This window comes from Streptomyces sp. NPDC015346 (assembly GCF_043078785.1).
Taxonomy (GTDB): Bacteria; Actinomycetota; Actinomycetes; order Streptomycetales; family Streptomycetaceae; genus Streptomyces.
Map to the genome: position 1 here is coordinate 95,467 of NZ_JBIBTW010000002.1, position 23,760 is coordinate 119,226.

At 70.4% G+C, this 23,760-nt stretch carries 19 protein-coding genes and 1 pseudogene; 6 read left to right on the forward strand and 14 right to left on the reverse strand.

Annotated elements, in window-relative coordinates:
* Nucleotides 1-117: 117 nt before the first annotated feature.
* The gene (locus tag ACF06X_RS06420; RefSeq protein ID WP_392286071.1) at nt 118-1,368 is read right to left on the reverse strand and encodes an extracellular solute-binding protein; all 1,251 of its coding nucleotides are present in this window, start codon (nt 1,366-1,368) and stop codon (nt 118-120) included.
* A 199-nt stretch (nt 1,369-1,567) separates the two neighbouring features.
* Between ACF06X_RS06420 and ACF06X_RS06425 the strand changes: the two genes are divergently transcribed.
* Complete coding sequence (locus ACF06X_RS06425; RefSeq protein WP_392286072.1) at nt 1,568-1,783, forward strand: dodecin; 216 nt, start codon at nt 1,568-1,570, stop codon at nt 1,781-1,783.
* A gap of 42 nt (nt 1,784-1,825) precedes the next feature.
* On the opposite strand, the gene ACF06X_RS06430 is transcribed toward ACF06X_RS06425, so the two are convergent.
* Nucleotides 1,826-2,314, reverse strand: coding sequence for a hypothetical protein (locus tag ACF06X_RS06430; RefSeq protein ID WP_392286073.1), 489 nt, complete (start codon nt 2,312-2,314; stop codon nt 1,826-1,828).
* Nucleotides 2,315-2,542: 228 nt separating this feature from the next.
* Between ACF06X_RS06430 and ACF06X_RS06435 the strand changes: the two genes are divergently transcribed.
* The 3 genes from ACF06X_RS06435 (at nt 2,543) to ACF06X_RS06445 (ending at nt 5,143) form a co-directional block, all read left to right on the forward strand.
* Nucleotides 2,543-3,373, forward strand: a complete 831-nt coding sequence (locus tag ACF06X_RS06435; RefSeq protein ID WP_392286074.1) for a hypothetical protein — start codon at nt 2,543-2,545, stop codon at nt 3,371-3,373.
* Between the two features lie 30 nt (nt 3,374-3,403).
* Nucleotides 3,404-3,781: a carboxymuconolactone decarboxylase family protein gene (locus ACF06X_RS06440; RefSeq protein WP_392286075.1), complete on the forward strand. Its 378-nt coding sequence runs from the start codon at nt 3,404-3,406 to the stop codon at nt 3,779-3,781.
* Nucleotides 3,782-3,862: 81 nt separating this feature from the next.
* A complete protein-coding gene (locus tag ACF06X_RS06445) occupies nt 3,863-5,143 on the forward strand; it encodes an MFS transporter (RefSeq protein ID WP_392286076.1) in 1,281 nt (426 codons plus the stop codon).
* 117 nt (nt 5,144-5,260) lie between these two features.
* Here ACF06X_RS06445 and ACF06X_RS06450 read toward each other — a convergent pair whose 3' ends face one another.
* From ACF06X_RS06450 to ACF06X_RS06470, 5 genes and pseudogenes are all read right to left on the reverse strand, one after another.
* The gene (locus ACF06X_RS06450) at nt 5,261-6,643 is read right to left on the reverse strand and encodes an L-serine ammonia-lyase (RefSeq protein WP_392286077.1); all 1,383 of its coding nucleotides are present in this window, start codon (nt 6,641-6,643) and stop codon (nt 5,261-5,263) included.
* Nucleotides 6,644-6,709: 66 nt separating this feature from the next.
* Nucleotides 6,710-7,966, reverse strand: a complete 1,257-nt coding sequence (glyA, locus tag ACF06X_RS06455; RefSeq protein ID WP_392286078.1) for a serine hydroxymethyltransferase — start codon at nt 7,964-7,966, stop codon at nt 6,710-6,712.
* A gap of 34 nt (nt 7,967-8,000) precedes the next feature.
* Nucleotides 8,001-9,134: an aromatic ring-hydroxylating dioxygenase subunit alpha gene (locus ACF06X_RS06460; protein ID WP_392286079.1), complete on the reverse strand. Its 1,134-nt coding sequence runs from the start codon at nt 9,132-9,134 to the stop codon at nt 8,001-8,003.
* A 19-nt stretch (nt 9,135-9,153) separates the two neighbouring features.
* Nucleotides 9,154-10,302 carry an N-methyl-L-tryptophan oxidase gene (gene solA / locus ACF06X_RS06465; protein ID WP_392286080.1) on the reverse strand — a complete coding sequence of 383 codons (1,149 nt, stop codon included), beginning with the start codon at nt 10,300-10,302 and terminating at the stop codon, nt 9,154-9,156.
* Nucleotides 10,303-10,401: 99 nt separating this feature from the next.
* A pseudogene (locus ACF06X_RS06470) lies at nt 10,402-10,622 on the reverse strand (alcohol dehydrogenase catalytic domain-containing protein); the annotation flags it as partial.
* A gap of 395 nt (nt 10,623-11,017) precedes the next feature.
* Between ACF06X_RS06470 and purU the strand changes: the two are divergent.
* Complete coding sequence (gene purU / locus ACF06X_RS06475) at nt 11,018-11,890, forward strand: formyltetrahydrofolate deformylase (protein ID WP_392286081.1); 873 nt, start codon at nt 11,018-11,020, stop codon at nt 11,888-11,890.
* Nucleotides 11,891-11,971: 81 nt separating this feature from the next.
* Nucleotides 11,972-12,769: an IclR family transcriptional regulator gene (locus ACF06X_RS06480; RefSeq protein ID WP_392286082.1), complete on the forward strand. Its 798-nt coding sequence runs from the start codon at nt 11,972-11,974 to the stop codon at nt 12,767-12,769.
* A gap of 98 nt (nt 12,770-12,867) precedes the next feature.
* Here the strand turns inward: ACF06X_RS06480 and ACF06X_RS06485 are convergent, their stop codons facing one another.
* From ACF06X_RS06485 to ACF06X_RS06515, 7 genes are all read right to left on the reverse strand, one after another.
* Nucleotides 12,868-13,488, reverse strand: a complete 621-nt coding sequence (locus ACF06X_RS06485; protein ID WP_392286083.1) for a sarcosine oxidase subunit gamma — start codon at nt 13,486-13,488, stop codon at nt 12,868-12,870.
* A complete protein-coding gene (locus ACF06X_RS06490; RefSeq protein WP_392286084.1) occupies nt 13,481-16,786 on the reverse strand; it encodes a sarcosine oxidase subunit delta family protein in 3,306 nt (1,101 codons plus the stop codon). Before ACF06X_RS06490 ends, ACF06X_RS06485 begins: the two co-directional genes overlap by 8 nt.
* Nucleotides 16,787-16,798: 12 nt before the next feature.
* Nucleotides 16,799-18,031, reverse strand: coding sequence for a sarcosine oxidase subunit beta family protein (locus tag ACF06X_RS06495; protein ID WP_392286085.1), 1,233 nt, complete (start codon nt 18,029-18,031; stop codon nt 16,799-16,801).
* Nucleotides 18,028-18,171 (reverse strand): hypothetical protein, encoded by a 144-nt coding sequence (locus tag ACF06X_RS06500; protein WP_392286086.1) that lies wholly within the window; start codon nt 18,169-18,171, stop codon nt 18,028-18,030. Before ACF06X_RS06500 ends, ACF06X_RS06495 begins: the two co-directional genes overlap by 4 nt.
* A gap of 35 nt (nt 18,172-18,206) precedes the next feature.
* Nucleotides 18,207-20,645: an FAD-dependent oxidoreductase gene (locus tag ACF06X_RS06505; protein ID WP_392286087.1), complete on the reverse strand. Its 2,439-nt coding sequence runs from the start codon at nt 20,643-20,645 to the stop codon at nt 18,207-18,209.
* Nucleotides 20,646-20,825: 180 nt separating this feature from the next.
* Nucleotides 20,826-21,812, reverse strand: a complete 987-nt coding sequence (locus ACF06X_RS06510) for an ABC transporter substrate-binding protein (RefSeq protein WP_392286088.1) — start codon at nt 21,810-21,812, stop codon at nt 20,826-20,828.
* A 13-nt stretch (nt 21,813-21,825) separates the two neighbouring features.
* Nucleotides 21,826-23,352 carry an ABC transporter permease gene (locus ACF06X_RS06515; protein ID WP_392286870.1) on the reverse strand — a complete coding sequence of 509 codons (1,527 nt, stop codon included), beginning with the start codon at nt 23,350-23,352 and terminating at the stop codon, nt 21,826-21,828.
* Nucleotides 23,353-23,760: the final 408 nt, after the last annotated feature.

Consider the following 23,760-nt stretch of genomic DNA (forward strand, 5'->3'; position numbering starts at 1 on the left):
GGCTCCTTACTTCTTCCGTGACCGACTGGATTCGACATGACCGTTCGGCGGATCGCGGGTGTGGATGCGCTGAATGCTCTTCGGCGCGGCATTCGCCACGTGGGGGGGCGGGGCTGGCTACTCCGCGAGCGCTTCCGTGATCTGTGCCGACGCCGCTTCGGCCGCCTTCTTCGGGTCCTCGCCCTGCAGGACCGCCGTCATGTACGGCTTGATCGGGTTGGCCGCCTCGACGTCGGCCCACTGCGGGGAGTTGGGCGTGGCCCTGCCGCGTGCCGCGCCGACGGCCATGACGGCGGTGGCCTCCTGCCCCTCGACGACGGAGGCCAGCGTGGTCTTGTTGGGGACGTAGTTCATGGCGCGGGCCAGTTCGGTCTGCCACTTCTCGCCAGCCAGGGCCTTGACCACGTCGATGGCGGCCGTCCGCTCGGGCGCGTTCTCCGGGACGATCAGGTCGGAGCCGCCGGTGAAGACGGCACAGGGCTGCCCGGCCGTCTTCCCCGGTATCGGGAAGAAACCGAGCTTGTCCTTGAGGGCCGGGTTCGCCTTGGTGATGGCGGCGACGGCGCTGGGGGTGGCGATGATCTGGGCGACGTCACCCTTGGCGAAGACCTCGGCCTGGGGCGGGGTCTGCTCGTCGGCGTCCTTGGGCCCCGAGCCGAGGGAGTGGAGCTCCTTGTAGAAGGCCATGCCGCGCAGGGCCGCCGGACTGGCCAGCGCGCCCGTCCAGTCGCCGCCCTTGTCGTCGGCGAGTTCGCCGCCCTCGTCCCAGATGAAGCCGGCCAGCGTGTACCAGTCCTGTCCGGCGAGGTAGATGCCCTGGGAGCCGTGGCGGTTGAGCTTCTCGGTGTCGTCGAGCCACTGGGCCCGGGTGGTGGGCGGCTTGCTGAGGCCGGCCGCCTTGAAGAGGTCCTTGTGGTAGATCACGACCCGGTTGGCGGCGTACCACGGGATGCCGTACTGGGAGCCGCCGATGCGGCCGGGCTCGGCGAGGCCGGGCAGCCAGTCCTCGCTGCCGAGGTCGCGTACGGACTCCAGGGTGAGGTCGTAGAGCTTGTCGGTGTCGGCGTACTGGGCGACCTGGGTGTTGCCGACCTCGATGACGTCCGGCCCGCCCGGGCCCTTGATCGCCTCGGTGACCTTCTTCCCGATGCCGGTCCACTCCTGGATGGTGAACTCCAGTTCGACGCCCGGGTGCTCGGACTCGTACGCCTGGGTGAAGCGCTGGAGGAAGTCCTCGCTGACACTGTCCCGCATCAGCCAGACGTCGACCGTACGGCTCCGGTCGGCGTCACCGGGCAGGAGGCCGCAGCCGGCGAGCGCGAGCGCGGTCGCGACAGCCAGTGGGCAGATGAGGGGGCGGTTCTTCACGTAGGTCACCTTCTGCGTTCCATGACTGGAGTACGGCATGGGGAGCTGACCCGACGTGGGGGGAGCGAACGGCTTGTTCGCGCGGGTGCGTGGCCTGGATTCTGGTCTGGACCAACCGGGCGGTCAAGTCCCGACGTGTCGCGGACCGGCACGGGGTGGGGCACGGTGGAACAACCCCACCGAGAGGAGTTCGTCCGTCATGTCGAACCACACCTACCGCGTCACCGAGATCGTCGGCACCTCCACGGACGGCGTCGACCAGGCCATTCGCAACGGCATCGAGCGTGCGGCGCAGACACTGCGGGGCCTGGACTGGTTCGAGGTGACGCAGGTCCGCGGCCACATCGTCGACGGGGCGATCGAGCACTACCAGGTCGGCCTGAAGGTCGGCTTCCGCCTGGAGGAAGGCGCCTGAGCGAGGGCGCCGCGCCCGCGGGTGTCAGGTGCGGCCCGGGTGTCAGGTGCGGCCCTCCTTCTCCTGGGCCTTCTTCAGCTCCTCGGACGGGGTCGCCCAGCGGGCGCGGACGACCCGGAAGCCGGCCCTCTCGGCCGCCTCGCAGACGAGTTCGTCGTCGTCGACCAGCATCCGGACCTCGCGGTCGCCGCCGAGCCGGCGCAGGATCTCCAGCTTGGTGACGCGCGCCGGCCGCCGGTCGGCGTTGCGACGCATGTGGACCGGCCCCTCCGGAAGCTCCTGCGCGGCCAGCCACGCGACCGTGTCGCGGCGGCACCGCTCGGGCCGCCCGGTCAGATAGACGATCTCGCACTCCTCCGCCGCCTCCCGGCACAGCGCGATCCCCTCGGCGAGCGGCGGGTCGTCCGGCGCGGCGGCGAAGAAGCCGTCCCAGTCGCGCGGGCGCCGCTCCAGGAAGTGCTGCCGGTGGGCGGTGCCGGAGAGCGTGTTGTCCAGGTCGAAGACGGCCACGGGCCTGCTGTTTCGCGTCACGTGGCCAGCGTAGGGAATCCTCCGCGCGCCGGGGCGCCGCACCCGGCGTGATCCTTTCGCCCGTACCCGCCCGCGCGTCGGCGGTGCCGGTATCCCTGTCGTACGTCGACAGATGCACGAAATTTCCACCGTCACAGCACTCGGGAATACCCCCTGGGGGTATATGGTTACGATCAACGTCCTGAACGGACGACGCCGAAAGGCGCACTTCACACCCCGGGAGATGTGATGAGGAACCACTCCGGCCACGACCAGGCCCACCACGGCGCCCACGGGGGTGCCCGGCCCGGTGGGCTGTCGGTCTCCGAGGACGGGTACACCCTCGAGCTCGATGCGACGATCCTCACCGCCGGCGTGCAGCCGGTCAGCTTCCGGGTGATCGGCCCCGACGGACAGGCGGCGACGGAGTTCATCCCCGAGCACGAGAAGGAGCTGCACTTCATCGCCGTTCGGCGCGACACCGCCGGGTTCCAGCACGTGCACCCGGTGAGGGACGAGAAGGGAACCTGGAGCACCGAACTGGCCCTGGAGCCGGGTGACTGGAGGTTCTTCGCCGACATCCACCCGGCAGGCCACGACGGGACCCTGACGCTCGGGATCGACGTCGCGGTCGCCGGACCGTACGACCCGCGGCCGCTCCCCGAGCCCACGGGGATCGCGCGGATCGGCGCGTACACGGTCGCGCTCGACGGCGAGCTCGTGCCCGGCGAGGCGAGCGCGCTGACCCTCACCGTCAGCAGGAACGGCAGCCCCGTCACCGATCTGCAGCCCTACCTGGCGGCGTACGGACACCTGGTGGCCCTGCGGGTCGGAGACCTGGGCTACCTCCACGTCCACCCGGAGGGCGAACCCGGTGACGGCACCACCGCACCGGGGCCCGAGATCGCCTTCATGGCCGTCGCGCCGTCGGCCGGCACCTATCGCCTGTATCTGGACTTCCAGCACGACGACGTCGTCCGGACGGCCGAGTTCACGGTGCGGACCACCCCGACCGCACCTGAGCACGGTGGCCACCACCACGGCCACCAGGCACCCCCCGCACACCACGCACACCACTGACCGCATGGACGCAGCATCGGAAGGAGCGTCATGCCCCGCCTGAACCGTCTCACGCCCGAGACGGCGGTCGGCGCCTCGCGCGATCTCCTCGGCGACCTGGTCTCCCGCCATGGCCAGATCGGCGACATGGTCTCGACGATGGCGCACTCACCGGCCGTACTGGGCGGATACCTCCAGCTCAGCAGAGCCATGGGACGAGCCAAACTCGACCGCGGAATCAGCGAACGGATCTCGATCGCCGTCCAGGCACTCCAGGGCTGCGGGCTCTGCCTCGACGCGCACGTCGGTGCCGCCCGCTCCATGGGCGTGGACGAGGAAGAGATCGAGCGCGCCCACGCGGGCACCTCGGCCGATCCCGCGATCAACCTGCTCGCCGGCCTCACACCGGGGAGCGACACCGGTGCCTAGAGACACCCCCGTCTGTACTCGCGGGGCGCGGCCTCCACCCCCGGGGCGTGCCCCGCCGCATGGATACGGAAGGAACCCGCCATGCGTCTGTTCGCCATCCGCGACTACCGCCACCTGTTCGGCGCCCAGGTCATCGCCCTGTTCGGGACCGGCCTGACCACCGTGGCCCTCGGACTGCTCGCCTACGACCTCGCCGGACCGCGCGCCGGGACGGTCCTCGGCACCGCACTGACCATCAAGATGGTCCTGTACGTGCTCATAGCCCCGCTGGCCGCCGCGTACGTCGACCGGCTCCCCCGCAGAACCTTCCTGTTCGGCCTCGACGCGGTCCGCGGCGGGGTGGTCCTCGCACTGCCGCTGGTCACCGAGGTCTGGCACATCTACGTCCTGATCGGCCTGCTCCAGGCAGCCTCCGCGGCCTTCACCCCGACGTTCCAGGCCGTCATCCCCGACATCGTCACCGATGACACCGACTACACGCGGGCCCTCTCCGCCTCCCAGGTCGCCTCCACCATGGAGAGCCTGCTCAGCCCCGTCCTCGCAGCCGTCGCCCTGACATTCCTGAGCTTCGACCGGCTGTTCCTCGGCACCTCCGCCGGATTCCTCCTCTCCGCCCTGCTCGTCCTGTCGGCACGCATCCCCGACGCCCGCCCCAGCACCCACACCAAGGCATGGGACAAGGCTGCGGCGGGGATCAGGACCTTCCTCAGGACGCCGCGGCTGCGCGGCATCATGGCGCTCAACCTCGTGGTCGCGGCGGCAGGGTCGATCGTCGTCGTCAACACCGTCAACCACGTCCGTGACGAGCTCGGCGGCTCGCAGTCGGACGTCGCCTGGATGCTCGCCGCCTCCGGGACCGGAACCCTCCTGGCCGCCCTCGTACTGCCCCGCGTCCTCGACCGGATCGCCGCCCGCACCGTCATGACGACCGGCGCCGGAGTCCTCGTCGCCGCCACGACCGCCGCGGTGACGCTCACCGCGGCCGGCCTCGTCACATGGACCGGTACGGCGATCGTCTGGGCCGCGATCGGCGTCGGCATGGCGCTGATCATCACGCCGACCGGCAAGGTCCTGCGCGCGTCCGTCGGACGGAACGCGATCCCCGAGGCGTTCGCGGCCCAGTTCTCCCTGTCGCACCTGGCCTGGCTGATCACCTACCCCGTCGCGGGGTGGCTCGGCACGAACGGCGGCTTCACCCTCGCCTGGGCCGTCCTCGCGGCCCTTGCCGGGGTGGGAGCGATCGGCGCCCTCGTCCTGTGGCCGCGAAGCCACGACGGCCGAGGAGCGACGACCAGCCGCCTCGTGACAGCCGCCCGGCCCGCGCCCAGCACGGACCGGTCCACCCTCACCAAGGCCGCGTGAAGCGCCACGTACGAGTACGTCACGCACGGGGATGCCCGCCATGACGGCCTTCTGCGCCAGTTCGACCGTCCCGCAGGACGGCGTTGCGCGGCCGGCGCGTTCGCTCCGTCCGTCTCCTCAGCACTCGGTGACGTTGACGGCGAGGCCGCCGCGGGCGGTCTCCTTGTACTTGACCTTCATGTCGGCGCCGGTCTCCTTCATGGTCTTGATGACCTTGTCGAGCGAGACGTGGTGGCGGCCGTCGCCGCGCAGTGCCATACGGGCGGCGGTGACGGCCTTGACCGCGGCCATGCCGTTGCGCTCGATGCACGGGATCTGGACGAGGCCGCCGACCGGGTCGCAGGTCAGCCCGAGGTTGTGCTCCATGCCGATCTCAGCGGCGTTCTCGACCTGTTCGGGGCTGCCGCCGAGCACCTCGGCGAGCGCGCCGGCGGCCATCGAGCAGGCCGAGCCGACCTCGCCCTGGCAGCCGACCTCGGCGCCGGAGATGGAGGCGTTCTCCTTGAAGAGCATGCCGATGGCGCCCGCCGCGAGGAGGAAGCGGACCACGCCGTCCTCGTCGGCGCCGGGCACGAAGTTCATGTAGTAGTGCAGCACCGCCGGGATGATGCCGGCCGCGCCGTTCGTCGGGGCGGTGACGACCCGGCCACCGGCGGCGTTCTCCTCGTTCACGGCCATCGCGTAGAGGGTCACCCATTCCATGGCACGGCCCGCCGGGTCACCCTCGCTCCGCAGCGCCCGGGCCGCCGCGGCCCGCCGACGGACCTTCAGACCGCCGGGGAGGATGCCCTCGCGGGACATGCCGCGCGAGACGCAGCCCTCCATGACCCGCCAGATCTCCAGCAGGCCCGCGCGGATCTCCTCCTCCGTGCGCCAGGCCTTCTCGTTCTCCAGCATGAGCGCGGAGATCGACAGACCGGTCTCCCTCGTCAGCCGCAGCAGTTCGTCGCCGGTGCGGAAGGGGTACTTCAAGGCAGTGTCGTCCGGGACGATCGGGTTCTCGCCCTGGACGGCGTCCTCGTCCACGACGAAGCCGCCGCCCACGGAGTAGTACGTCTTCTCGAGCAGCGGCACGCCGTCGCCGTCGTACGCGAAGAGGGTCATGCCGTTGGCGTGAAACGGCAGCGACCTCCTGCGGTGCAGGACCAGCTGGGTCGACGCGTCGAAGTCGATCTCGTGGACCGGACCGATCTCGGCGCCGAGGAGACGGATGCGTCCGGTGCCTCGAATTCGCTCGACGTCCAGGTCCGCCCGGGCGACGTCGACCGTGTGCGGCTCGTAGCCCTCCAGGCCGAGCAGGACGGCCTTCGGCGTGCCGTGGCCGTGGCCGGTGGCGCCGAGAGAGCCGAACAGCTCCGCCCTCGCCGCGGCGGTCTGGGCGAGCACGCCGTCCTGCTTCAGCCGGGCGACGAACATCCCGGCGGCGCGCATCGGGCCGACGGTGTGCGAACTGGACGGGCCGATGCCTATGGAGAACAGGTCGAAGACGCTGATTGCCACGCCATACTCCGTGGGATGGTGGGGCGTGCCGAGCAGTCATGGCACGCCCCTGCGGGACGGTGTCGGTCACAGGCCGGGGTAGAGCGGGTGCTTGTCGGCCAGAGCGGTCACGCGGGCCTTCAGGGCCTCGGCGTCGAAACCGGGCTTCAGGGTCTCCGCGATGATGTCGGCGACCTCGGTGAAGTCCTCGGTGCCGAAACCGCGGGTGGCGAGCGCCGGCGTGCCGATCCGCAGACCCGAGGTGACCATCGGCGGCCGCGGGTCGTTCGGGATGGCGTTGCGGTTGACCGTGATGCCGACCTCGTGGAGGCGGTCCTCGGCCTGCCGGCCGTCGAGCTCGCTGTTGCGCAGGTCGACCAGGACCAGGTGCACGTCCGTGCCGCCGGACAGGACCGAGACACCGTGCTGGGTGACGTCGTCCCGGACCAGGCGCTCGGCGAGGATGCGGGCGCCGTCGACCGTACGGCGCTGGCGCTCCTTGAACTCCTCCGAGGCGGCGACCTTGAAGGAGACGGCCTTGGCCGCGATCACGTGCTCCAGCGGGCCGCCCTGGAAACCGGGGAAGACCGAGGAGTTCAGCTTCTTCGCGAACTCCTTCTTCGCCAGGATGATGCCGCCGCGCGGGCCGCCGAGCGTCTTGTGCGTGGTGGACGTCACCACGTCGGCGTACTCGACCGGGTTGGGGTGCAGACCGGCCGCGACCAGGCCCGCGAAGTGCGCCATGTCGACCCACAGGTAGGCGTCGACCTCGTCCGCGATACGGCGGAACTCGGCGAAGTCCAGCTGACGCGGGTAGGCGGACCAGCCCGCGATGATCACCTTGGGGCGGTTCTCCTTGGCCAGGCGCTCGACCTCGGCCATGTCGACCAGACCGGCCTCGTCGACGTGGTAGGCGACCACGTGGAACTGCTTGCCGGAGAAGTTCAGGCGCATGCCGTGGGTGAGGTGGCCGCCGTGCGCCAGGTCCAGGCCCAGGATCGTGTCGCCGGGCTGGGCCATCGCGAACAGCGCGGCCTGGTTCGCGGAGGCGCCGGAGTGCGGCTGGACGTTGGCGTACTCGGCGCCGAACAGGTCCTTGACCCGGTCGATCGCGATCTGCTCGGCGACGTCGACGTGCTCGCAGCCGCCGTAGTACCGGCGGCCGGGGTAGCCCTCGGCGTACTTGTTGGTGAGAACGGAGCCCTGGGCCTCCATGACCGCGACCGGAGCGAAGTTCTCCGAGGCGATCATCTCGAGGGTGGACTGCTGGCGGCGGAGCTCGGCGTCGACGGCGGCGGCGACGTCGGGGTCCAGCGCGTGCAGGGGCTGGTTGAACAGGATCATCGGCGGTCTCCTCGGGTGGGGGCGAGTCAGGGGGTCAGTGCGTGGGGCGCGCCTCGAGCTTGGTCCGCAGCCAGGTATGGAACGCGCCGATGTGGTGCTCGCTGGGCACCAGCACGCCGCCCTTGGCGTACGCCTTCGAGCTCATTCCGGGCTGCGTGCGCTCGCAGGCGTCGAAGTCCTGCCGGTTGACCCGGTCGAAGAGTTCCACGGACCGGCTGACGTCCTTGCCGCTCTCGACGACATGCGGCAGATACAGCCAGTCGCACTCCACGACCGTGCGGTCCACTGCCACCGGGTACATCCGGTGGAAGATCACATGGTCGGGGACCAGGTTGATGAACACCTGCGGGCGGACCGTGATCGCGTAGTAGCGGCGGTCCTGGTCCTCGGCGACCCCGGGGATGCGGTCCAGTCCCTCGGAGCCGTCCACCGTGAAGCCCTGGATCTCCTCACCGAACTCCGCGCCGTGTCCCACGTAGTACTGGGCGGCGTAACCATCCGCGAACTCCGGGAGCACCTCGGTGAGTTCGGGGTGGATCGTGGCACAGTGGTAGCACTCCATGAAGTTCTCGATGATGAGCTTCCAGTTGGCCTTCACGTCGTAGGTGATACGGCGGCCCAGCTTCAGCTCTTCGATGCCGTAGCGCTCGATCGACTCCAGGTCGCCGAGCCGCTCGACGACCGCGCCCCGCACGTCCGCCTCGAAGGAGGGCGGCTCGTCGGCGAGGCACACCCACACATAGCCGAGCCACTCCCGCACATGGACGTTGACCAGGCCGTACTCGGTCCGGTCGATGTCCGGCATCGACGTCAGGTTGGGCGCGGCGACCAGCTTGCCGTCCAGGCCGTACGTCCAGGCGTGGTACGGGCACTGGAAGGCGCGCTTCACCTCGCCGGACTCCTCGGTGCACAGCTTGGCGCCGCGGTGCCGGCAGATGTTGAGGAATCCCTTGATCGAACCGTCCCGCGAGCGGGAGATCAGCACGCTCTCGCGGCCCACCTGGTAGGTGCGGAAGGCGCCGGGCTTGTCCAGCTCGGCGGCGCGGGCGACGCAGAACCACATGGCCTCGAAGACCCGCTCCTGCTCCCGGGCGAACACCTCGGGGTCGGTGTAGTACTCACCGGACAGCGTGGGGATCAGGCTGGGCGGCAGATTGGTGAGGGTCATCTCGTCACCTTCGGAAATGTCAGACGCGCACGCGGCGAGGATCGAACAGGGCGATGGGGTGGTCGGTGGTGCCTTCCGTCGCCAGGTCGGCGAGGATCTCGCCGATGACGGGCACGAACTTGAACCCGTGGCCAGAGAAGCCGCAGGCCACCGTCACCTGCGGATGCTCGGGATGCCGGGCGAGGACGAAGTGTTCGTCCGGCGTGTTGGCGTACATACAGGCGGCGGCCTTGAGGAAGCGGCCGGGCAGCGTGGGGATGCGCGGGCGCAGGTAGTCGGCCATGGCCTCGATCTCGTCCGGGCGGACCTGGCGGTCGAGGTGGTCGGGGTCGCTGGGGACGCCCTTGCGGAAGAAGGCGACCTTGGCGCCGCCGTCGGGGCCGTCGAGCGAGGGGAAGCCGTAGATCTGGGTACCGTCAGAGTCCTCCCAGATGTAGACCGGGTGCCGTTCGGCGCCGAACGGGCGGACTCCGCCCTCAGGTTGGAACCAGTACATGACCTGGCGCTCCACCGTCACGGTCACGCCGAGGTCGGACAGCAGCTTCGGGGCCCAGGCCCCGGGGGCGATGACCAGCCGATCGGCGGTGTAGGCACCGCGGTCGGTGACCACCCAGGCCCTGCCGCCCCGGCCGTCGGCCTCCCAGCCGAGGACGCGTTCGGTGAAGTGCAGGTCGGCGCCGTGTGCGCGGGCCAGGTCCAGGTGGGCGGTGACGGTCTCCTCGGGACGGGCGATGCCGGCCTTGCGCTCGTAGAGGGCGACGTCCTCGGCCGCCGGGTTGAAGGTGGGGAAGCGGCGCCGTATGTCGGCGGCGCCCAGGACTTCGTGGTCCAGGCCCCACTCGTGCGCGCTGCGCAGGGTGCCGGTGAAGGCCTTGCTCCCCTCGCGGCCGATCATGAGACCACCGGTCTCGGTGAAGACCTCGCGGCCGGAGTCGGCGGCGAGCTTCTCCCACAGTTCGCGGGCGCGCAGAAGCAGGGGTACGTAGGCCGGGTCCTCGAAGTACGCCTGCCGGTAGATGCGGGAGCCGCCGTGGCTGGAGCCGAGGTTGTGGGCGGGTCCGAAGCGCTCGATGCCGAGCACGCGCCGGCCTCGGGCGGCGAGGTGACAGGCGGCCGCGCTGCCCATCCCGCCCAGGCCGACGACGATGACGTCGTACGAAGTGGCCATGTGTCCATCTCCTGGTGAATCTTGCCGATACAAGGTGTGGCGCTGCCGGTGGTCGGGGCCCGTTCAGCGGCGGATGCGCGACATCTCGGGGTCGAAGCGCTCGGCGGCGGTGAGGGCAACAACGGCCGCCTCGTGGCCGAGCAGGAACGGGAACTCGTCGTTGATCCCGCCCTCCCAGTAGTGCAGGTCGGTGTGGCAGACACCGCAGGCCCGCACCCGCACCCACGCCTACCGGGGCCGGGGTCCGGCACCAGGATGGTCTCCACCGAGACCGGTGCGCCCTTCTGGCGGGCGACGACGGCGCGTACCTCGTGTATCACGGTCGATCTCCTCGTCGAGGACGGCCGAATGCGATCTTCGGAATCTTGGGAGCTTCGTGCCGAGCCAATTCCGTTGCGCAATACGCAATTAGCTTCGTTATAAGCAACGATGGCCAAACTGTCTCCCTGGGGACACTCACTGTCAAGGGGTTGACCGAGCAGACTCCCGGCATCGCGCGCGCCCTTGACGACGGCTGGCCCCATCCGCATGATGTTGCGCATTGCGATTCTGGTTCTACATAGAGGAACAATGCGCTGGACGCGTCAAGCCCCCGGGAAGCTCGGACTTGCCACCATGACGATCAGCCAAGAGGCGTCCGCAGGGGGCCGTTGCGCGCGAGGGCATACAGCTCACCGTGTTGCGTCATCGCCAACACCGACCGACGGAGGAAGGCATGCCTCCTCGACCGCAGCCCGGCCGTGACTTCATCCTCACCCTTTCCTGCCCCGACCAGGCCGGCCTCGTCCACGCCGTGACCACCTTTCTCGTGAGCCACTCCGGCAACATCCTGGAGAGCCAGCAGTTCGACGACCGGTTGCAGGACCGCTTCTTCATGCGGGTGCACTTCGACGTCTCGGACCCCGGCATCTCCCTGGAGGACCTGCTCACCGGCTTCGGCCCGGTCGGCCAGGCGTACGGCATCACCTGGCAGCTGCGCGAGGCGTCGACCCCGACGCGCACGCTGATCATGGTGTCGAAGTTCGGCCACTGCCTGAACGACCTGCTGTTCCGCAGGTCCACGGGGGCGCTCAACATCGAGATCCCGGCGATCGTCTCCAACCACCGGGACTTCGAGGGGCTCGCGGAGACCTACGGCATCCCCTTCCACCATGTCCCGGTGACCAAGGACACCAAGGCCCGGGCCGAGGCGCGGCTGCTGGAGCTGGTGCGCGAGCTGGACGTCGACCTGGTGGTGCTGGCCCGCTACATGCAGATCCTCTCCGACGACCTGTGCAAGCAGCTCGACGGCAAGGCCATCAACATCCACCACTCGTTCCTGCCGAGCTTCAAGGGCGCCCGGCCGTACGTCCAGGCACACGCGCGCGGCGTGAAGCTCGTCGGAGCCACGGCGCACTACGTCACGCCCGACCTCGACGAGGGCCCGATCATCGAACAGGACGTCGTCCGCGTGGACCACTCGCGCGACCCCGACGAGCTGGTCACCATCGGCCGTGACGTCGAGGCCCAGGTACTCGCCCGTGCCGTGGAGTGGCACAGCCAGAGCCGGGTGCTGGTGAACGGACACTGCACCGTGGTCTTCCGCTGACGAAGTGGCCGTGCGACTATGCGGGCGGCCGGAACGGCCGTCCCTTGGATACGTCCGGCGACCCACCCGTATAGTTGCGTCATGAGCAACTACACCGCAGATAGCGAAACAGCGGGGCCGGCGGTGAGCGGTGTGCAGTCCGTCGACCGCGCCGTCAGCGTCCTGGAGATCCTCGCCCAGCGCGGCGAGGCGGGCGTCAGCGAGGTGGCCGCCGAGATCGACGTCCACAAGTCGACCGCGTTCCGTCTGCTCGGGGCTCTGGAGGCGCGCGGCCTGGTCGAGCAGACGGCCGAGCGGGGCAAGTACCGGCTGGGCTTCGGCATCGTCCGCCTGGCCGGCGCGGTCACCGGCCGCCTCGACGTCACCCAGCAGGGCCGCCCGGTGTGCGAACGGCTCAGCGAGGAGATCGGCGAGACCGTCAACATCGCTGTCCTGCAGGAGCACTACGCCGTCAACCTGTATCAGGTACGCGGTCCAGGCGCCGTCGGCACCCACAACTGGGTCGGGCAGCTCACCCCGGTCCACGCCACGTCGAGCGGCAAGATCCTGCTGGCCCACCTGCCGGCGAAGGAGCGCGCCGATGTGCTCGCGGAGGCCGGGACGCGGAAGCTGACGCCGCACACTCTGACGGCCAGGACGAAGCTGGAGAAGAACCTCGCCGAGGCGCGGGAGCGCGGATACGCGGTGACGCTGGAGGAGCTGGAGATCGGTCTGCACGCCATGGCGGCCCCGATCCGCTCCAGCGGCGGCGAGGTCATCGCCGCGATCAGCGCCTCCGGCCCCGCGTACCGCTTCACCGAGGAACGCATCCACGAGCTGGCACCCGCGCTGATCGGCGGCGCGCAGGAGATCAGCCACCGGATGGGCTATCTGGGCTGAGGCCCCTCAGGGAGCGCGGGCGTGCCCGGGTGGGGGAGGTGGTGGCGTGAGCCGTGGCAGTCGCGGAAGTCCAGCCTTCGAACTGTTCCCACAGGCCGTCAGACGTATTCCGTCGCCGCGTCCAGCAACCAATCCGCCAGATAGCCGGCGAACGTCGAGCGCACGAGAACCCAGAATCCGGCCCTGGGTTCGTCCCGGGCGACCAGGACGACCTGCGTGCGGCCCAGCGTCGTCTGGGCGCAGTGTCCGGCGCCGAAGGCCCGCGGGTGCAGGTCCAGCGGACAGCCGTGGGCCAGCAGGTCACGGGCGCGGGGGCCCGTGACCAGGAGCGTGGTGCGCTGCGCGGAGACGTCGGTCACGCAGACGAACTCGCCGCCCGCGGCCTCCCGGATCCGGCTCTCCAGGTCCCGCTCGCTCCCCGGCGGTCCCACCAGCAGCCACTCGTCCGGGCCGAGCCACAGCGCGGTCAGCTCCCCGGCGCGGACGACGGTGTTCGGCTGGAGCGGCAGCGGGAGGCCCAGTGCGAGCCCGACGGCTTCCGCCGCCGCCCCCTTGGCGTCGAGGCGTACGTCGAGCTGGGTCAGGAAGGGCAGTTCGGCCAGCCGGATCGCGCCCCCGGACGTACGTGTCGCGGCGGCCAGGCGCTCCGCGATCTGCGCCAGCGGGCTGCGGAGCGGGGCGGTGAGGACGGTGAGGGCGGTAAGGGTGGTCTCAGCCATCGCGGCGGGCTCCCTCGGGGTCGTAGAGGACAGGGCCGGCGACGGTCACCGGCACCAGCTGGTCGCCGACAGGGGCGTAGAGCCGCTCGCCGATGCGGTCCCGGCCGCCCTTGATGAGGGCGAGCGCGAACGTCCGGCCGAGGGCGGCGCTGCGGTAACTGGAGGTGACATGGCCGAGCATGGGGACGGGCGGGGCCGGCAGCACACCGTCGGCGACGAGGTGGGTGCCCTCCGGGAGGAGGGTGCCAGGGTCCTCGGGGAGCAGTCCGACCAGGTGCTTGCGGTCGGGGCGGACGGTGTCCGCGCGGGCGTGGGACCGCTTGCCGACGAAGTCCGGCTTCTTCTTCGACACCACCCAGCTCATGCCGAGGTCCTGCGGCGTGACGGTGCCGTCGGTGTCCTGGCCGATGATCGGATAGCCCTTCTCGGCGCGCAGGACGTGCATGGTCTCCGTGCCGTACGGGGTGATGCCGTACGGCGCGCCGGCCTCGTACACGGCCTCCCACAGCGCGAGGCCCTGCCACGGAGACACATTGATCTCGAAGGCGAGTTCGCCGGAGAAGCTGATCCGGCAGACCCGGGCCTCGATGCCGGCGACGGTCGCCTCACGCCACGCCATGAACGGGAAGTCGTCGTTGGCCACGGCGAGTCGGGGTGCGAGTGAGGCGAGGACGTCACGGGACTTCGGACCGACCAGGGCGATCGTGGCCCACTGCTCGGTCACGGAGGTGCAGCGGACCTTCAGCTCGGGCCACTCGGTCTGGAGCCACTCCTCCATCCAGTCGAGTACGGCGGCGGCGTTGCCGGTCGTCGTGGTGACCAGGAAGCGCTCCGGGGCGACGCGGATGACCGTGCCGTCGTCGAAGACCATGCCGTCCGGGCGGCACATGACGCCGTAGCGGATCATGCCGACCTTCAGGGTGCTCATCATGTTGGTGTAGAGCCGGTCGAGGAAGACGCCGGCGTCCGGACCCTGCACGTCGATCTTGCCGAGGGTGGAGGCGTCCATGAAGCCCACGCTCTCGCGGGTGGCTCGGCACTCGCGCAGCACGGCGGCTTCCCTGTCCTCGCCGTCCCGCGGGTAGTACCAGGGGCGCTTCCACTGTCCGACGTTCTCGAACAGGGCGCCGTGCGCGACATGCCACTCGTGGAGGGCGGTCGTGCGTACCGGGTCGCTCAGCGCGCCCCGGTCGCGGCCCGCGAGGGCGGCGAAGGAGACGGGGGTGTACGGCGGCCGGAAGGTGGGCAGGCCGAGCGCCGAGATGTCCACGCCGAGGAGTTCGGCGACGATCCCGCTCGCGAGGACCCCGCTCGTCCTGCCCTGGTCGTTGGCGGTGCCGGCCGTCGTGTAGCGCTTGGTGTGCTCGACCGAGCGCAGACCGGCGCCGGTGGCGCGGGCCAGGTCGTCGACGGTGACGTCACGCTGGAGGTCGACGAAACGGGGGCCGACCGCGTCACCCGGGACGACGTACACGTGCATCGCCGGCGTCTGCCGCGGCTGCGCGGGCACCTCCGGGAGGCGGGGCGTCCCGGGCGTGTAGCCCTCCGCCTCGACGGCGCGGGCACCGGCGGCCGCGCCCTGTGCCAGGACCGTGGCCGGGTCGAGGACGCCGCTCGCGCTGCCCGCGACCTCGACCGCCTGGTGGCAGGTGTCGGGGACGAAGGAGCCCAGGGTCTCGTCATGACGAAGCCTGCCGCCGGACTGGCTGAACAGGTGCGCCACCGGATTCCAGCCGCCGGAGACCAGCAGCAGGTCGGCGGCGAACTCCCGCCGCCCCGCCGACTCTCCGTACGGCGCGACGGACACGGCGGTGAGGCGGGCCCCGCCCTCCGTGCCGGTGACGGCGTGTCCGGCCAGCACCTCGATGCCGGCCGTCCGCGCGCGCTCTGCCCACTCCCCCGGTTCGGGGCGGGTGTCGACGATCGCCGCGACGGCGAGGCCCGCCGAGGCCAGGTCCAGCGCCGCCGCGTACGCGCTGTCGTTCGTCGTGAGGACGACGGCGTGACGGCCGGGCAGGGCACCGTGTCGGTTGACGTGCGTACGGGCCGAGGAGGCCAGCATCACGCCGGGGCGGTCGTTGTCCGGGAAGGCGAGCGAGCGCTCGTGGGCGCCGGTGGCGAGGACGACGCGGCGGGCGCGGATGCGCCAGACCCGTTCCCGGGAGACGTTCTCGGGGGCGGCGGCACCGAGGTGGTTGGTGCGGCGCTCGACGGCGAGGAGGTGGTTGTCGTCGTAATAGCCGAAGACGGTGGTGCGGGGCAGGACACGGACCTCGGGGGCGGCGGCGAGCTGCCCGGTCACCTCCCGCAGCCAGTCGAGGTGCTCGGCCGTGCCCAGGAGGCTGCCGCCGAGTTCCGGCTGGTCGTCGGCGAGGATGACGCGGGCTCCGCTTGTCGCCGCCGCCGCCGCTGCCGCGAGGCCGGCCGGGCCGGCGCCGACGACCAGCAGGTCGCAGTGGGCGTGTACGGCGTCGTAGCGGGCGGGGTCCGGCTCGGTGGTGAGGCGGCCCTGGCCGGGGAGGCTGCTCGCGACCAGGCCGTCGTAGAGCTCGACGGTCGTGGCGGGGAGCATCGGCTCCGGGAAGGGTTCCTCGATCTGGATGACCGCGTTGGGCTCTTCGACCCCGGCGGAGAAGATGCCTCGGGGGCGGCCGAGCTTGATGCTGGTGCCGGCCTGGATGACGCCGTTGGCGAGGAGGGCGGAGGCGAGGGTGTCCCCGCTGAAGCCTTGGTACGCGGTGCCGTCGAAGGTGAAGGTGAGGGGGGTGTCGCGGTCGATGCGGCCGCGGGTGGGGTGGCGGAACGGCTGGCCCGCGGCGGAGCCGCTGAGGGACGCGGCCCCCCTGCCGCCCCTACCCTCCCCGTCCTGAAGGGGCTCCGCTCCTTCGAGCCCGCCAGGAGGTGCTGTCCCCTCGCCCCCCATCGGCCCTGAAGGGGCCTTGTCCTCACGTGCCGGACGGGCTGAAACAGCCGGCCTCGGATCAAGACGTGCCGGACGGGCTGATACAGCCGGCCTCGGCTCAAGACGTGCCGGGCGTTCCTCGCCCGGCCGGTACACCGCCAGAACCTCGTTCGTCGAGGTGTCCCGTACCGCGTTGAACCAGCGGCGGCAGCCCGCCGCGTGGCTCCAGCGCTCGGCGAAGGGGCCCTTCGGGTTGTCGCGGAAGAAGAGGTAGCGTGCCCACTCCTCGTCGGAGAGGGACGCCGGGTCCTCCGGGTACGGCACGTGGGCCTGGCCGCCGTAGTGGAACTCGGCCTCGTCGCGGGGCCCGCACCACGGGCAGGGGATGAGCAGCATGGGTTCGGCTCCCTAGTGGGCCACCGCGGCCGCGCCGTGCTCGTCGACGAGCGCGCCGGTGGTGAAACGGTCGAGCGAGAAGGGGGCGTTGAGTGCGTGCGGAGTGTCGTGGGCGATGGTGTGGGCGTAGACCCAGCCGACACCCGGGGTGGCCTTGAAACCGCCCGTTCCCCAGCCGCAGTTGAGATAGAGGTTGTCGACGGGGCTGAGGCCGATGATCGGCGAGGCGTCGGGGCTGACGTCGACGATGCCGCCCCAGGTGCGGAGCACGTGAGCCCGGGCGAAGGCCGGGAAGAGCTCCAGGGCCGCCGCCATCTGCTCTTCGATGATGTGGAAGGCGCCGCGCTGGGTGTACGAGTTGTACGCGTCGATGCCCGCGCCCATCACCAGCTCGCCCTTGTGGGCCTGGCTGACGTACACGTGGACGGCGTTGGACATGACGACCGTCGGGTGCACCGGTTCAAGGAGTTCGGACACCAGGGCCTGCAAGGGGTGGCTCTGGAGGGGGAGTTCGATGCCCGCCATGGCGGCGAGGACCGAGGTGTGGCCCGCCGAGCAGAGTGCGACCTTGCCGGCCGCGATGGGGCCGTGGTCGGTCTGGACTCCGACGACGCGGTTGCCGACCACGTCGAGGCCGGTGACCTGGCAGTTCTGGATGATGTCGATGCCCGCGGCGTCCGCCGAGCGGGCCAGGCCCCAGGCGACGTGGTCGTGCTTGGCGATGCCGGCGCGCGGCTGGTAGGTGGCGCCCAGGACCGGGTAGCGCACGTCCTGCGAGGTGTTGACGATCGGGCAGACTTCCTTGACACCGTCCGCGTCCAGCCACTCCGCGTCCACGCCGTTGAGGCGGTTCGCCTCCACGCGGCGCACGCTGTCGCGGACGTCCTGGAGGCTGTGCGCGAGGTTCAGCACGCCGCGCTGGGAGAAGAGGATGGGGTAGTCGAGCTCCTCCGCCAGTCCCTCCCAGAGCTTGAGCGCGTGCTCGTAGATGCCGGCGCTCTCGTCCCACAGGTAGTTGGAGCGGATGATCGTGGTGTTGCGGGCCATGTTGCCGCCCGCGAGCCAGCCCTTCTCCAGCACCGCGACATTGGTGATGCCGTGGTTCTTGGCGAGGTAGTGCGCGGTGGCGAGGCCGTGTCCGCCGCCGCCGACGATCACCACGTCGTACGACCGCTTGGGCTCGGGCGTACGCCACAGGAAGTCGGGGTGGTCGGGGAGGTCGGCGCCGGGGGTGCGGGGGCTCATCGGACGTCTCCGTCTCCGTCTTCTGAAAGGTGCGGATGCTTCGGGTACTTGAGGACGTGCCCGTACTTGGCCACGCGCTCCGTGAGTTCGTGGCGGATGTCGGCGGCGGTCGCCTTGCCGTCGAGCAGCTGTGCGTTCACCGGCGGTGTTCCTTCCCTCGGACGGGACGCGGGTGTCAGCCACGGAGACGGGACATGGTCGGGTCGAACAGGGGCTCCTCGGCGACGACCGCCTCGACGCGCCGGTCGAAGTAGCCGATCCGCACGGGCGTGCCGGGGGTGGCCAGCCCGGCCGGGAGCCAGGCGTAGGCGATGCCCTTGCCGATGGTGTAGCCGTAGGCGGCGCTGGTGACGTAGCCGACCGCGCGGTCACCGTCGTACACCGGCTCCTTGCCCAGGACGACCGCATGCGGGTCGTCGATCGTGAGGCAGGTCAGCTTGCGCCGCACGTTCTCCTTACGGCGCTCCAGCGCGGCCTTCCCGATGAAGTCGCCCTTGTCGAGCTTGACGGCGAAGCCGACGCCGGCCTCGTAGGGGTCGTGCTCGTAGGTCATGTCGGTGCCGAAGGAGCGGTAGCCCTTCTCCAGGCGGAGGCTGTTGAAGGCGCCGCGGCCGGCGATGACACCGCCCAGCGGCTCCGCCGCCTGCCACAGGGTGTCCCACAGTTTGAGGCCCTGGTCGGCGGTGGTGTACAGCTCCCAGCCCAGTTCACCGACGTACGACAGGCGCATCGCCGTCACCGGCACGCTGCCGATGTAGGCGCGCTTGGCGCGGAAGTACTTCAGGCCGTCGCCTGAGAAGTCGTCGTCCGTCAGCGGCTGCAGGACCTTGCGGGCCAGCGGGCCCCACAGGCCGACGCAGCAGGTGCCCGGCGTGATGTCGCGTACCTGGACCGTGCCGTCGGCGGGGAGGTGGCGGCTGAACCAGTCGAGGTCCAGGTTGCCGTTGGCACCGACCTGGAAGAGGTCACGGGCGAGGCGGGCGACGGTGATGTCGCTGCGGATGCCGCCGTCGTGGTCGAGCAGCAGGGTGTACGTGACGGAGCCGACGGACTTGGCCACCTTGCCGGTGCACAGGCGCTCCAGGAACTCGGCGGAGCCGGGCCCGCTCACCTCCAGCCGCTTGAGGGCCGTCATGTCGTACATCGCGACGGACTCGCGGGTGACTTGCGCCTCGGCGCCCACGATGGGCGACCAGAACCGCGCTGCCCAGTCGTTGGGGGCGGGGATGGAACGGCCCTCGACCAGTTTCGCGTTGGCCTCGTACCACTGCGGGCGCTCCCAGCCGCTCGCCTCCAGGAAGAAGGCGCCGTGCTCCTGCTGGCGGGCGTGGAAGGGGCCGGTGCGGATCGGGCGCGGGTCCCCGGACGGCTGGAGGGGGTGGAGGATGTCGTAGACCTCGACGAAGTTCTGGCAGTCGCGCGCCAGGACGTACTCGGGGGACAACTGGTGCGGCTCGAAGCGGTTGACGTCGCACTCGTGCAGGTCGAAGGACGAGCAGTGCCCGTCGACCAGCCACTCGGCCATGGCCCGGCCGACGCCCGCCGAGTGGGTGACCCACACCGCTTCGGCGACCCAGAAGCCCTTGACGTCCGGGGACTCGCCGAGCAGCGGGAAGTTGTCGGTGGTGAAGGAGAACAGGCCGTTGATGCCCTCCTCGACCTTCGCCTCGCGCGTCGAGGGGAGCAGAGCCCGCGTCTCGCTCCAGGCCTGCTCGAAGTCCTCCTCGGTGAACTTCAGGACCGAGGGCATGTCGTGGGCCTCGTCCACGGAGAGGATGTCGTCGGCGGAGATCGGCATCGGGCGATGGCCGTAGGAGCCGATGCCCAGGCCGTCGAAGCGGTCGCGGTAGTAGAGGTCCGCGTCCTGGTGGCGCAGGATCGGGCGGACCGCCTCCTCCGTCTGGCCGGCGAGGGCCGGTATCGGGCCGGTCCACGCGAGCTGGTGGGCCAGCGGGGTCAGCGGCAGGTTCATGCCGACCATGCGGGCGATCTTCGGGCCCCAGATGCCGGCGCAGCACACGACGATGTCGGCGGGGATCTCGCCCTGGTCGGTGAGAACGCCGGTCACCTCGCCGTCGGCCTCGATGACGTCGAGGACCTCGTGGCGCGGCAGGAAGCGCACGCCGCGCTCGGTGGCCCGGCGGATCTGCGCCTCGACGGCGAGGACCGCCTTGGCGAGGCCGTCGGTCGGGACGAAGAGGCCGCCGAGGACCTTGTCGCGGTCGAGCAGCGGGTGCTTCTCGACGCACTCGTCGGCGGTCAGGATCCGCGACTCGATGCCCCAGGCGGTGATCCAGCCGTGCCGGCGGTGCACTTCCGCGAGGCGCTCGGGGGTGGTCGCCACTTCGAGGCCGCCGACCTGAAGGAAGCAGGGCTTGCCGTCGACGTCGAGAGAGCAGAACTTCTCGACGGTGTAGCGGGCCAGCTCCGTCATGGTCTTCGAGGAGTTCGTCTGGAAGACCAGGCCGGGGGCGTGCGAGGTGGAGCCTCCGGTCGCCGGGAGCGGACCCTGGTCGACCACCGTCACCTCGGTCCAGCCCCGCGCCGAGATCTCGTCCGCGAGAGCCGCGCCGACGACTCCCGCCCCGATGATGACCACACGCGGTCCCGCCATCGCCGCACCTCCGGTTGAGTTGCTTTTTACGCAACGCGATTCAGGCTGCGCAACTCAATGTGCCTGCCGTCCGGGTGGGTGTCAAGGGGCCCGTGACGTCGGGAAACGGCCCGGAACACGGCAACGCCCGGTGGGCGGTGCGCGTCCGTGCGCACCGCCCACCGGGCGTCCCTGAAGGGCCTATTCGATCCAGGCCTCCACCTTGTCGCGGTTGGCCTCGACCCACTTCTTCGCCGCGGCCTCGGGGGTCATCTTGTCCACCGCGATGTACTTCGCCACGATGTTCTGGTCGTCGTTGGTCCAGCGGAAGTTCTTCACCAGGTCATAGGCGGGGCTGCCCGACGTGGCGAACTTCGCGCTGACGATCTTGTCCAGCTTGTAGACGGGGTAGTCGCAGTCGACCTTCTCGGGGTCGGCGTCGCACCCCTCCTTGTACTCGGGCAGCTTGACCTTCTTCAGCGGCACCTCGGACGTGAACCACTGCGGCTCGTAGAAGTAGCCGATCACCCATTCCCTGTCCTTCTCCGCCTTGCGGAAGGCCTGGATGAGGGCGGTCTCGCTGCCCGCGTACACGACCTTGAAGTCGAGCTTCAGGTTCTTCACGAGCGACTCGTCGTTGGTGACGAACGACGGGTCGCCGTCGAGGAGCTGGCCCTTGCCGCCGGACTCGGAGGTCCTGAACCGGTCCGCGTACTTGTTGAGGTTGTTCCAGTCGAGGATGTCCGGGTGCGCCTTGGCCAGCCACGGCGGCACGTACCAGCCGATGAGACCCTCGTTGCCGGTCGGGCCCGCGTCGACAGCGGTCTTCTGGTCGGTGATGTACTTCTTCTTCAGGTCGTCGTGGCCCCAGTTCTCCACGACGGCGTCGACCTCGCCCGTACCGAACCCCTGCCAGGCGATCTCCTCCTTCAGATCCTTCTGGTTGACCTCGCAGCCGAGGTCGTGCTCCGCGACGTGCGCGATGACCGCCGCGTTGGCCTCGTAACCGACCCACGGGTTGACCGCGAGGTTGAAGGTGCCGCATGTGCCGGAGCTGCCCGAGCCGCCGGCGCCCGACGAGCTGTCACCGACCTTCGCACCGCCGCAGGCGGTGAGGGTCAGTCCGATGACGGCTACGCCCGCTATGCCGGCCACGCCGACTCTCCGGTGTGGTGCTTGCCTTGCCATGGTCCGTCGCTCCTTACGCGCTGGTACGCCGCGCCGCTGCCTGAGTGATCCGGTCGAACATGACTCCGAGAAGGACGATGGCCAGCCCCGCGGCGAGCCCCTTCCCGAAGAGTTGGCCCTGCGAGAAGCCGGCCACGACGTCGTAGCCGAGGGCGCCCGCTCCCACCAGGCCGCCCACCACGACCATCGAGAGCACGTAGATCAGGCCCTGGTTGGTCGCGAGAGTCAGGGCGCCACGCGCCATCGGCAGTTGGACCTTGGTGATGATCTGCCAGGTGTTGCACCCGGCGGAGGTGGCCGCCTCGACGGTGGTCGCGGGCACGTCCCGTACCCCGTCCGCGATGATCTTCATGGTGACGGGAGCCGCGTAGACGACGGCCGCGACGATCGCCGTGAAGCGCGTCGCGCCGAACAGCGCGAGGAACGGCACGAGATAGACGAACGGCGGCATGACCTGGGCCGCGTCCAGGCTGGGCCGCAGCATCCGGTCCACGAGCGCGCTGCGCCCCATCCACACGCCGAAGACGATGCCGAGCAGCATCACGAGCACCGTGGCGACCACGGTCGACGCCAGCGTCGTCATGCTGTCCGACCACACCCCCGTGGCGACCAGCAGACCCACGCACACCGCCATGGTGACGCCGGCGCGCAGACCGCCGAGGACGATGCCGAGCGCGATCAGCACAGCGCCGACGAGCCACCACGGGGAGTCGGTGAGCAGTGACTGGAACGGGTTGAGCAGCCCGTTGGTGATCACGTCGCGGATGGCGTTGGTGACGCCCGACAGGCTGTCCTGCACCCAGGTCGTCGCGGTGTCGGCCGCGCTCGCGATGGAGCTTCCCAGACCGCCCTCGCCGGGGAACTCCGCCGCCCACACATAGGTGTGCGACAGGAAGATCAGGACGGCCGTCACCGCCGCGCCCGCGCCCAGCAGGGGCCGGCGCCACGCGAGGAGACGGCCCGTCGAGCGCCGGGCCCGCTCCTCGCGCGCGCCGGCCGCGGTCGTGACCCGGTCGAGGACGATCGCCATGACGACGATGGAGAGGCCCGCGTTGAAGGCCGTGCCCACGTCGAGCGACTGCAGCGCCTGGACGACGGTCTTGCCGAGGCCGGGCGCGTCGATCAGGGCCGCGATCGTCACCATGGCCAGGGCGGCCATGATGGTCTGGTTGACGCCCATCACCACGGTCCGCCTGGACATCGGCAGCAGGACCTTCAGCAGGGCCTGGCGTCGCGTCGCCCCCAGCGAGTCGGCCGCCTCCACCGTCGTCCGAGGCACGGAACGGATGGCGTGCGCGGTGATGCGGATGGCCGGCGGGGCCGCGTAGATCACCGTGGCGATGGTGGCGGAGGCTCCGCCGATGAGGAAGAACAGCGTCAGCGGGGCCAGGTAGACGAAGGTCGGCATCGTCTGCATGAAGTCCAGCAGGGGCGTGGTGATCCGGTGGAACCGGTCGGACAGCCCCGCGTACACGCCCAGCGGGATCGCGAACAGCAGCGCCACGAACACGGCGGAGAGCGTGAGCGCCAGGGTGTCCATGCTCTCCTGCCACAGGCCCTGCAGGCCCAGGAAGGTGAAGCCGGCCACCGCGAGGAGCGCGACCCGCCAGTTGCCCAGCGCCCAGGAGACATAGCCGGCGATGCCGACGACCCCGAGCCAGCCGATCCGCGGGACGGGCCGGTCGCCGGTGGGCTGGGAGATCAGCTCCTGGACGAAGGTCACCAGGGTGTCGATGACCAGGCGGATCTCGTTGAAGAAGTACAGGAAGAGGGGGTTGGAGTTGCGGTTGGCGCCGATCGAGTCGTTGACGTCGTTGAACCACCGGTGCAGATCGGTCAGGTCCGCCGCCGCCAGGGCGAGGGTCTGCTTGCCGCGCAGTACGACGAACAGCACCAGCCAGACGACCAGGATGGCGCCGACCACCATCGGCCGGCCGACCTTGCGTGT

What these genes read in the sequence shown, in the direction of transcription:
- ACF06X_RS06425 (WP_392286072.1), top strand. Translation starts at nt 1,568, where the DNA reads ATGTCGAACCACACCTACCGCGTCACCGAGATCGTCGGCACCTCCACG.
- ACF06X_RS06435 (WP_392286074.1), top strand. Translation starts at nt 2,543, where the DNA reads ATGAGGAACCACTCCGGCCACGACCAGGCCCACCACGGCGCCCACGGG.
- ACF06X_RS06440 (WP_392286075.1), top strand. Translation starts at nt 3,404, where the DNA reads ATGCCCCGCCTGAACCGTCTCACGCCCGAGACGGCGGTCGGCGCCTCG.
- ACF06X_RS06445 (WP_392286076.1), top strand. Translation starts at nt 3,863, where the DNA reads ATGCGTCTGTTCGCCATCCGCGACTACCGCCACCTGTTCGGCGCCCAG.
- glyA (WP_392286078.1), bottom strand. Translation starts at nt 7,966, where the DNA reads ATGATCCTGTTCAACCAGCCCCTGCACGCGCTGGACCCCGACGTCGCC.
- ACF06X_RS06460 (WP_392286079.1), bottom strand. Translation starts at nt 9,134, where the DNA reads ATGACCCTCACCAATCTGCCGCCCAGCCTGATCCCCACGCTGTCCGGT.
- solA (WP_392286080.1), bottom strand. Translation starts at nt 10,302, where the DNA reads ATGGCCACTTCGTACGACGTCATCGTCGTCGGCCTGGGCGGGATGGGC.
- purU (WP_392286081.1), top strand. Translation starts at nt 11,018, where the DNA reads ATGCCTCCTCGACCGCAGCCCGGCCGTGACTTCATCCTCACCCTTTCC.
- ACF06X_RS06480 (WP_392286082.1), top strand. Translation starts at nt 11,972, where the DNA reads ATGAGCAACTACACCGCAGATAGCGAAACAGCGGGGCCGGCGGTGAGC.
- ACF06X_RS06485 (WP_392286083.1), bottom strand. Translation starts at nt 13,488, where the DNA reads ATGGCTGAGACCACCCTTACCGCCCTCACCGTCCTCACCGCCCCGCTC.
- ACF06X_RS06490 (WP_392286084.1), bottom strand. Translation starts at nt 16,786, where the DNA reads ATGCTGCTCATCCCCTGCCCGTGGTGCGGGCCCCGCGACGAGGCCGAG.
- ACF06X_RS06495 (WP_392286085.1), bottom strand. Translation starts at nt 18,031, where the DNA reads ATGAGCCCCCGCACCCCCGGCGCCGACCTCCCCGACCACCCCGACTTC.
- ACF06X_RS06505 (WP_392286087.1), bottom strand. Translation starts at nt 20,645, where the DNA reads ATGGCGGGACCGCGTGTGGTCATCATCGGGGCGGGAGTCGTCGGCGCG.
- ACF06X_RS06510 (WP_392286088.1), bottom strand. Translation starts at nt 21,812, where the DNA reads ATGGCAAGGCAAGCACCACACCGGAGAGTCGGCGTGGCCGGCATAGCG.
- ACF06X_RS06515 (WP_392286870.1), bottom strand. Translation starts at nt 23,352, where the DNA reads ATGGACACCCTGGCGCTCACGCTCTCCGCCGTGTTCGTGGCGCTGCTG.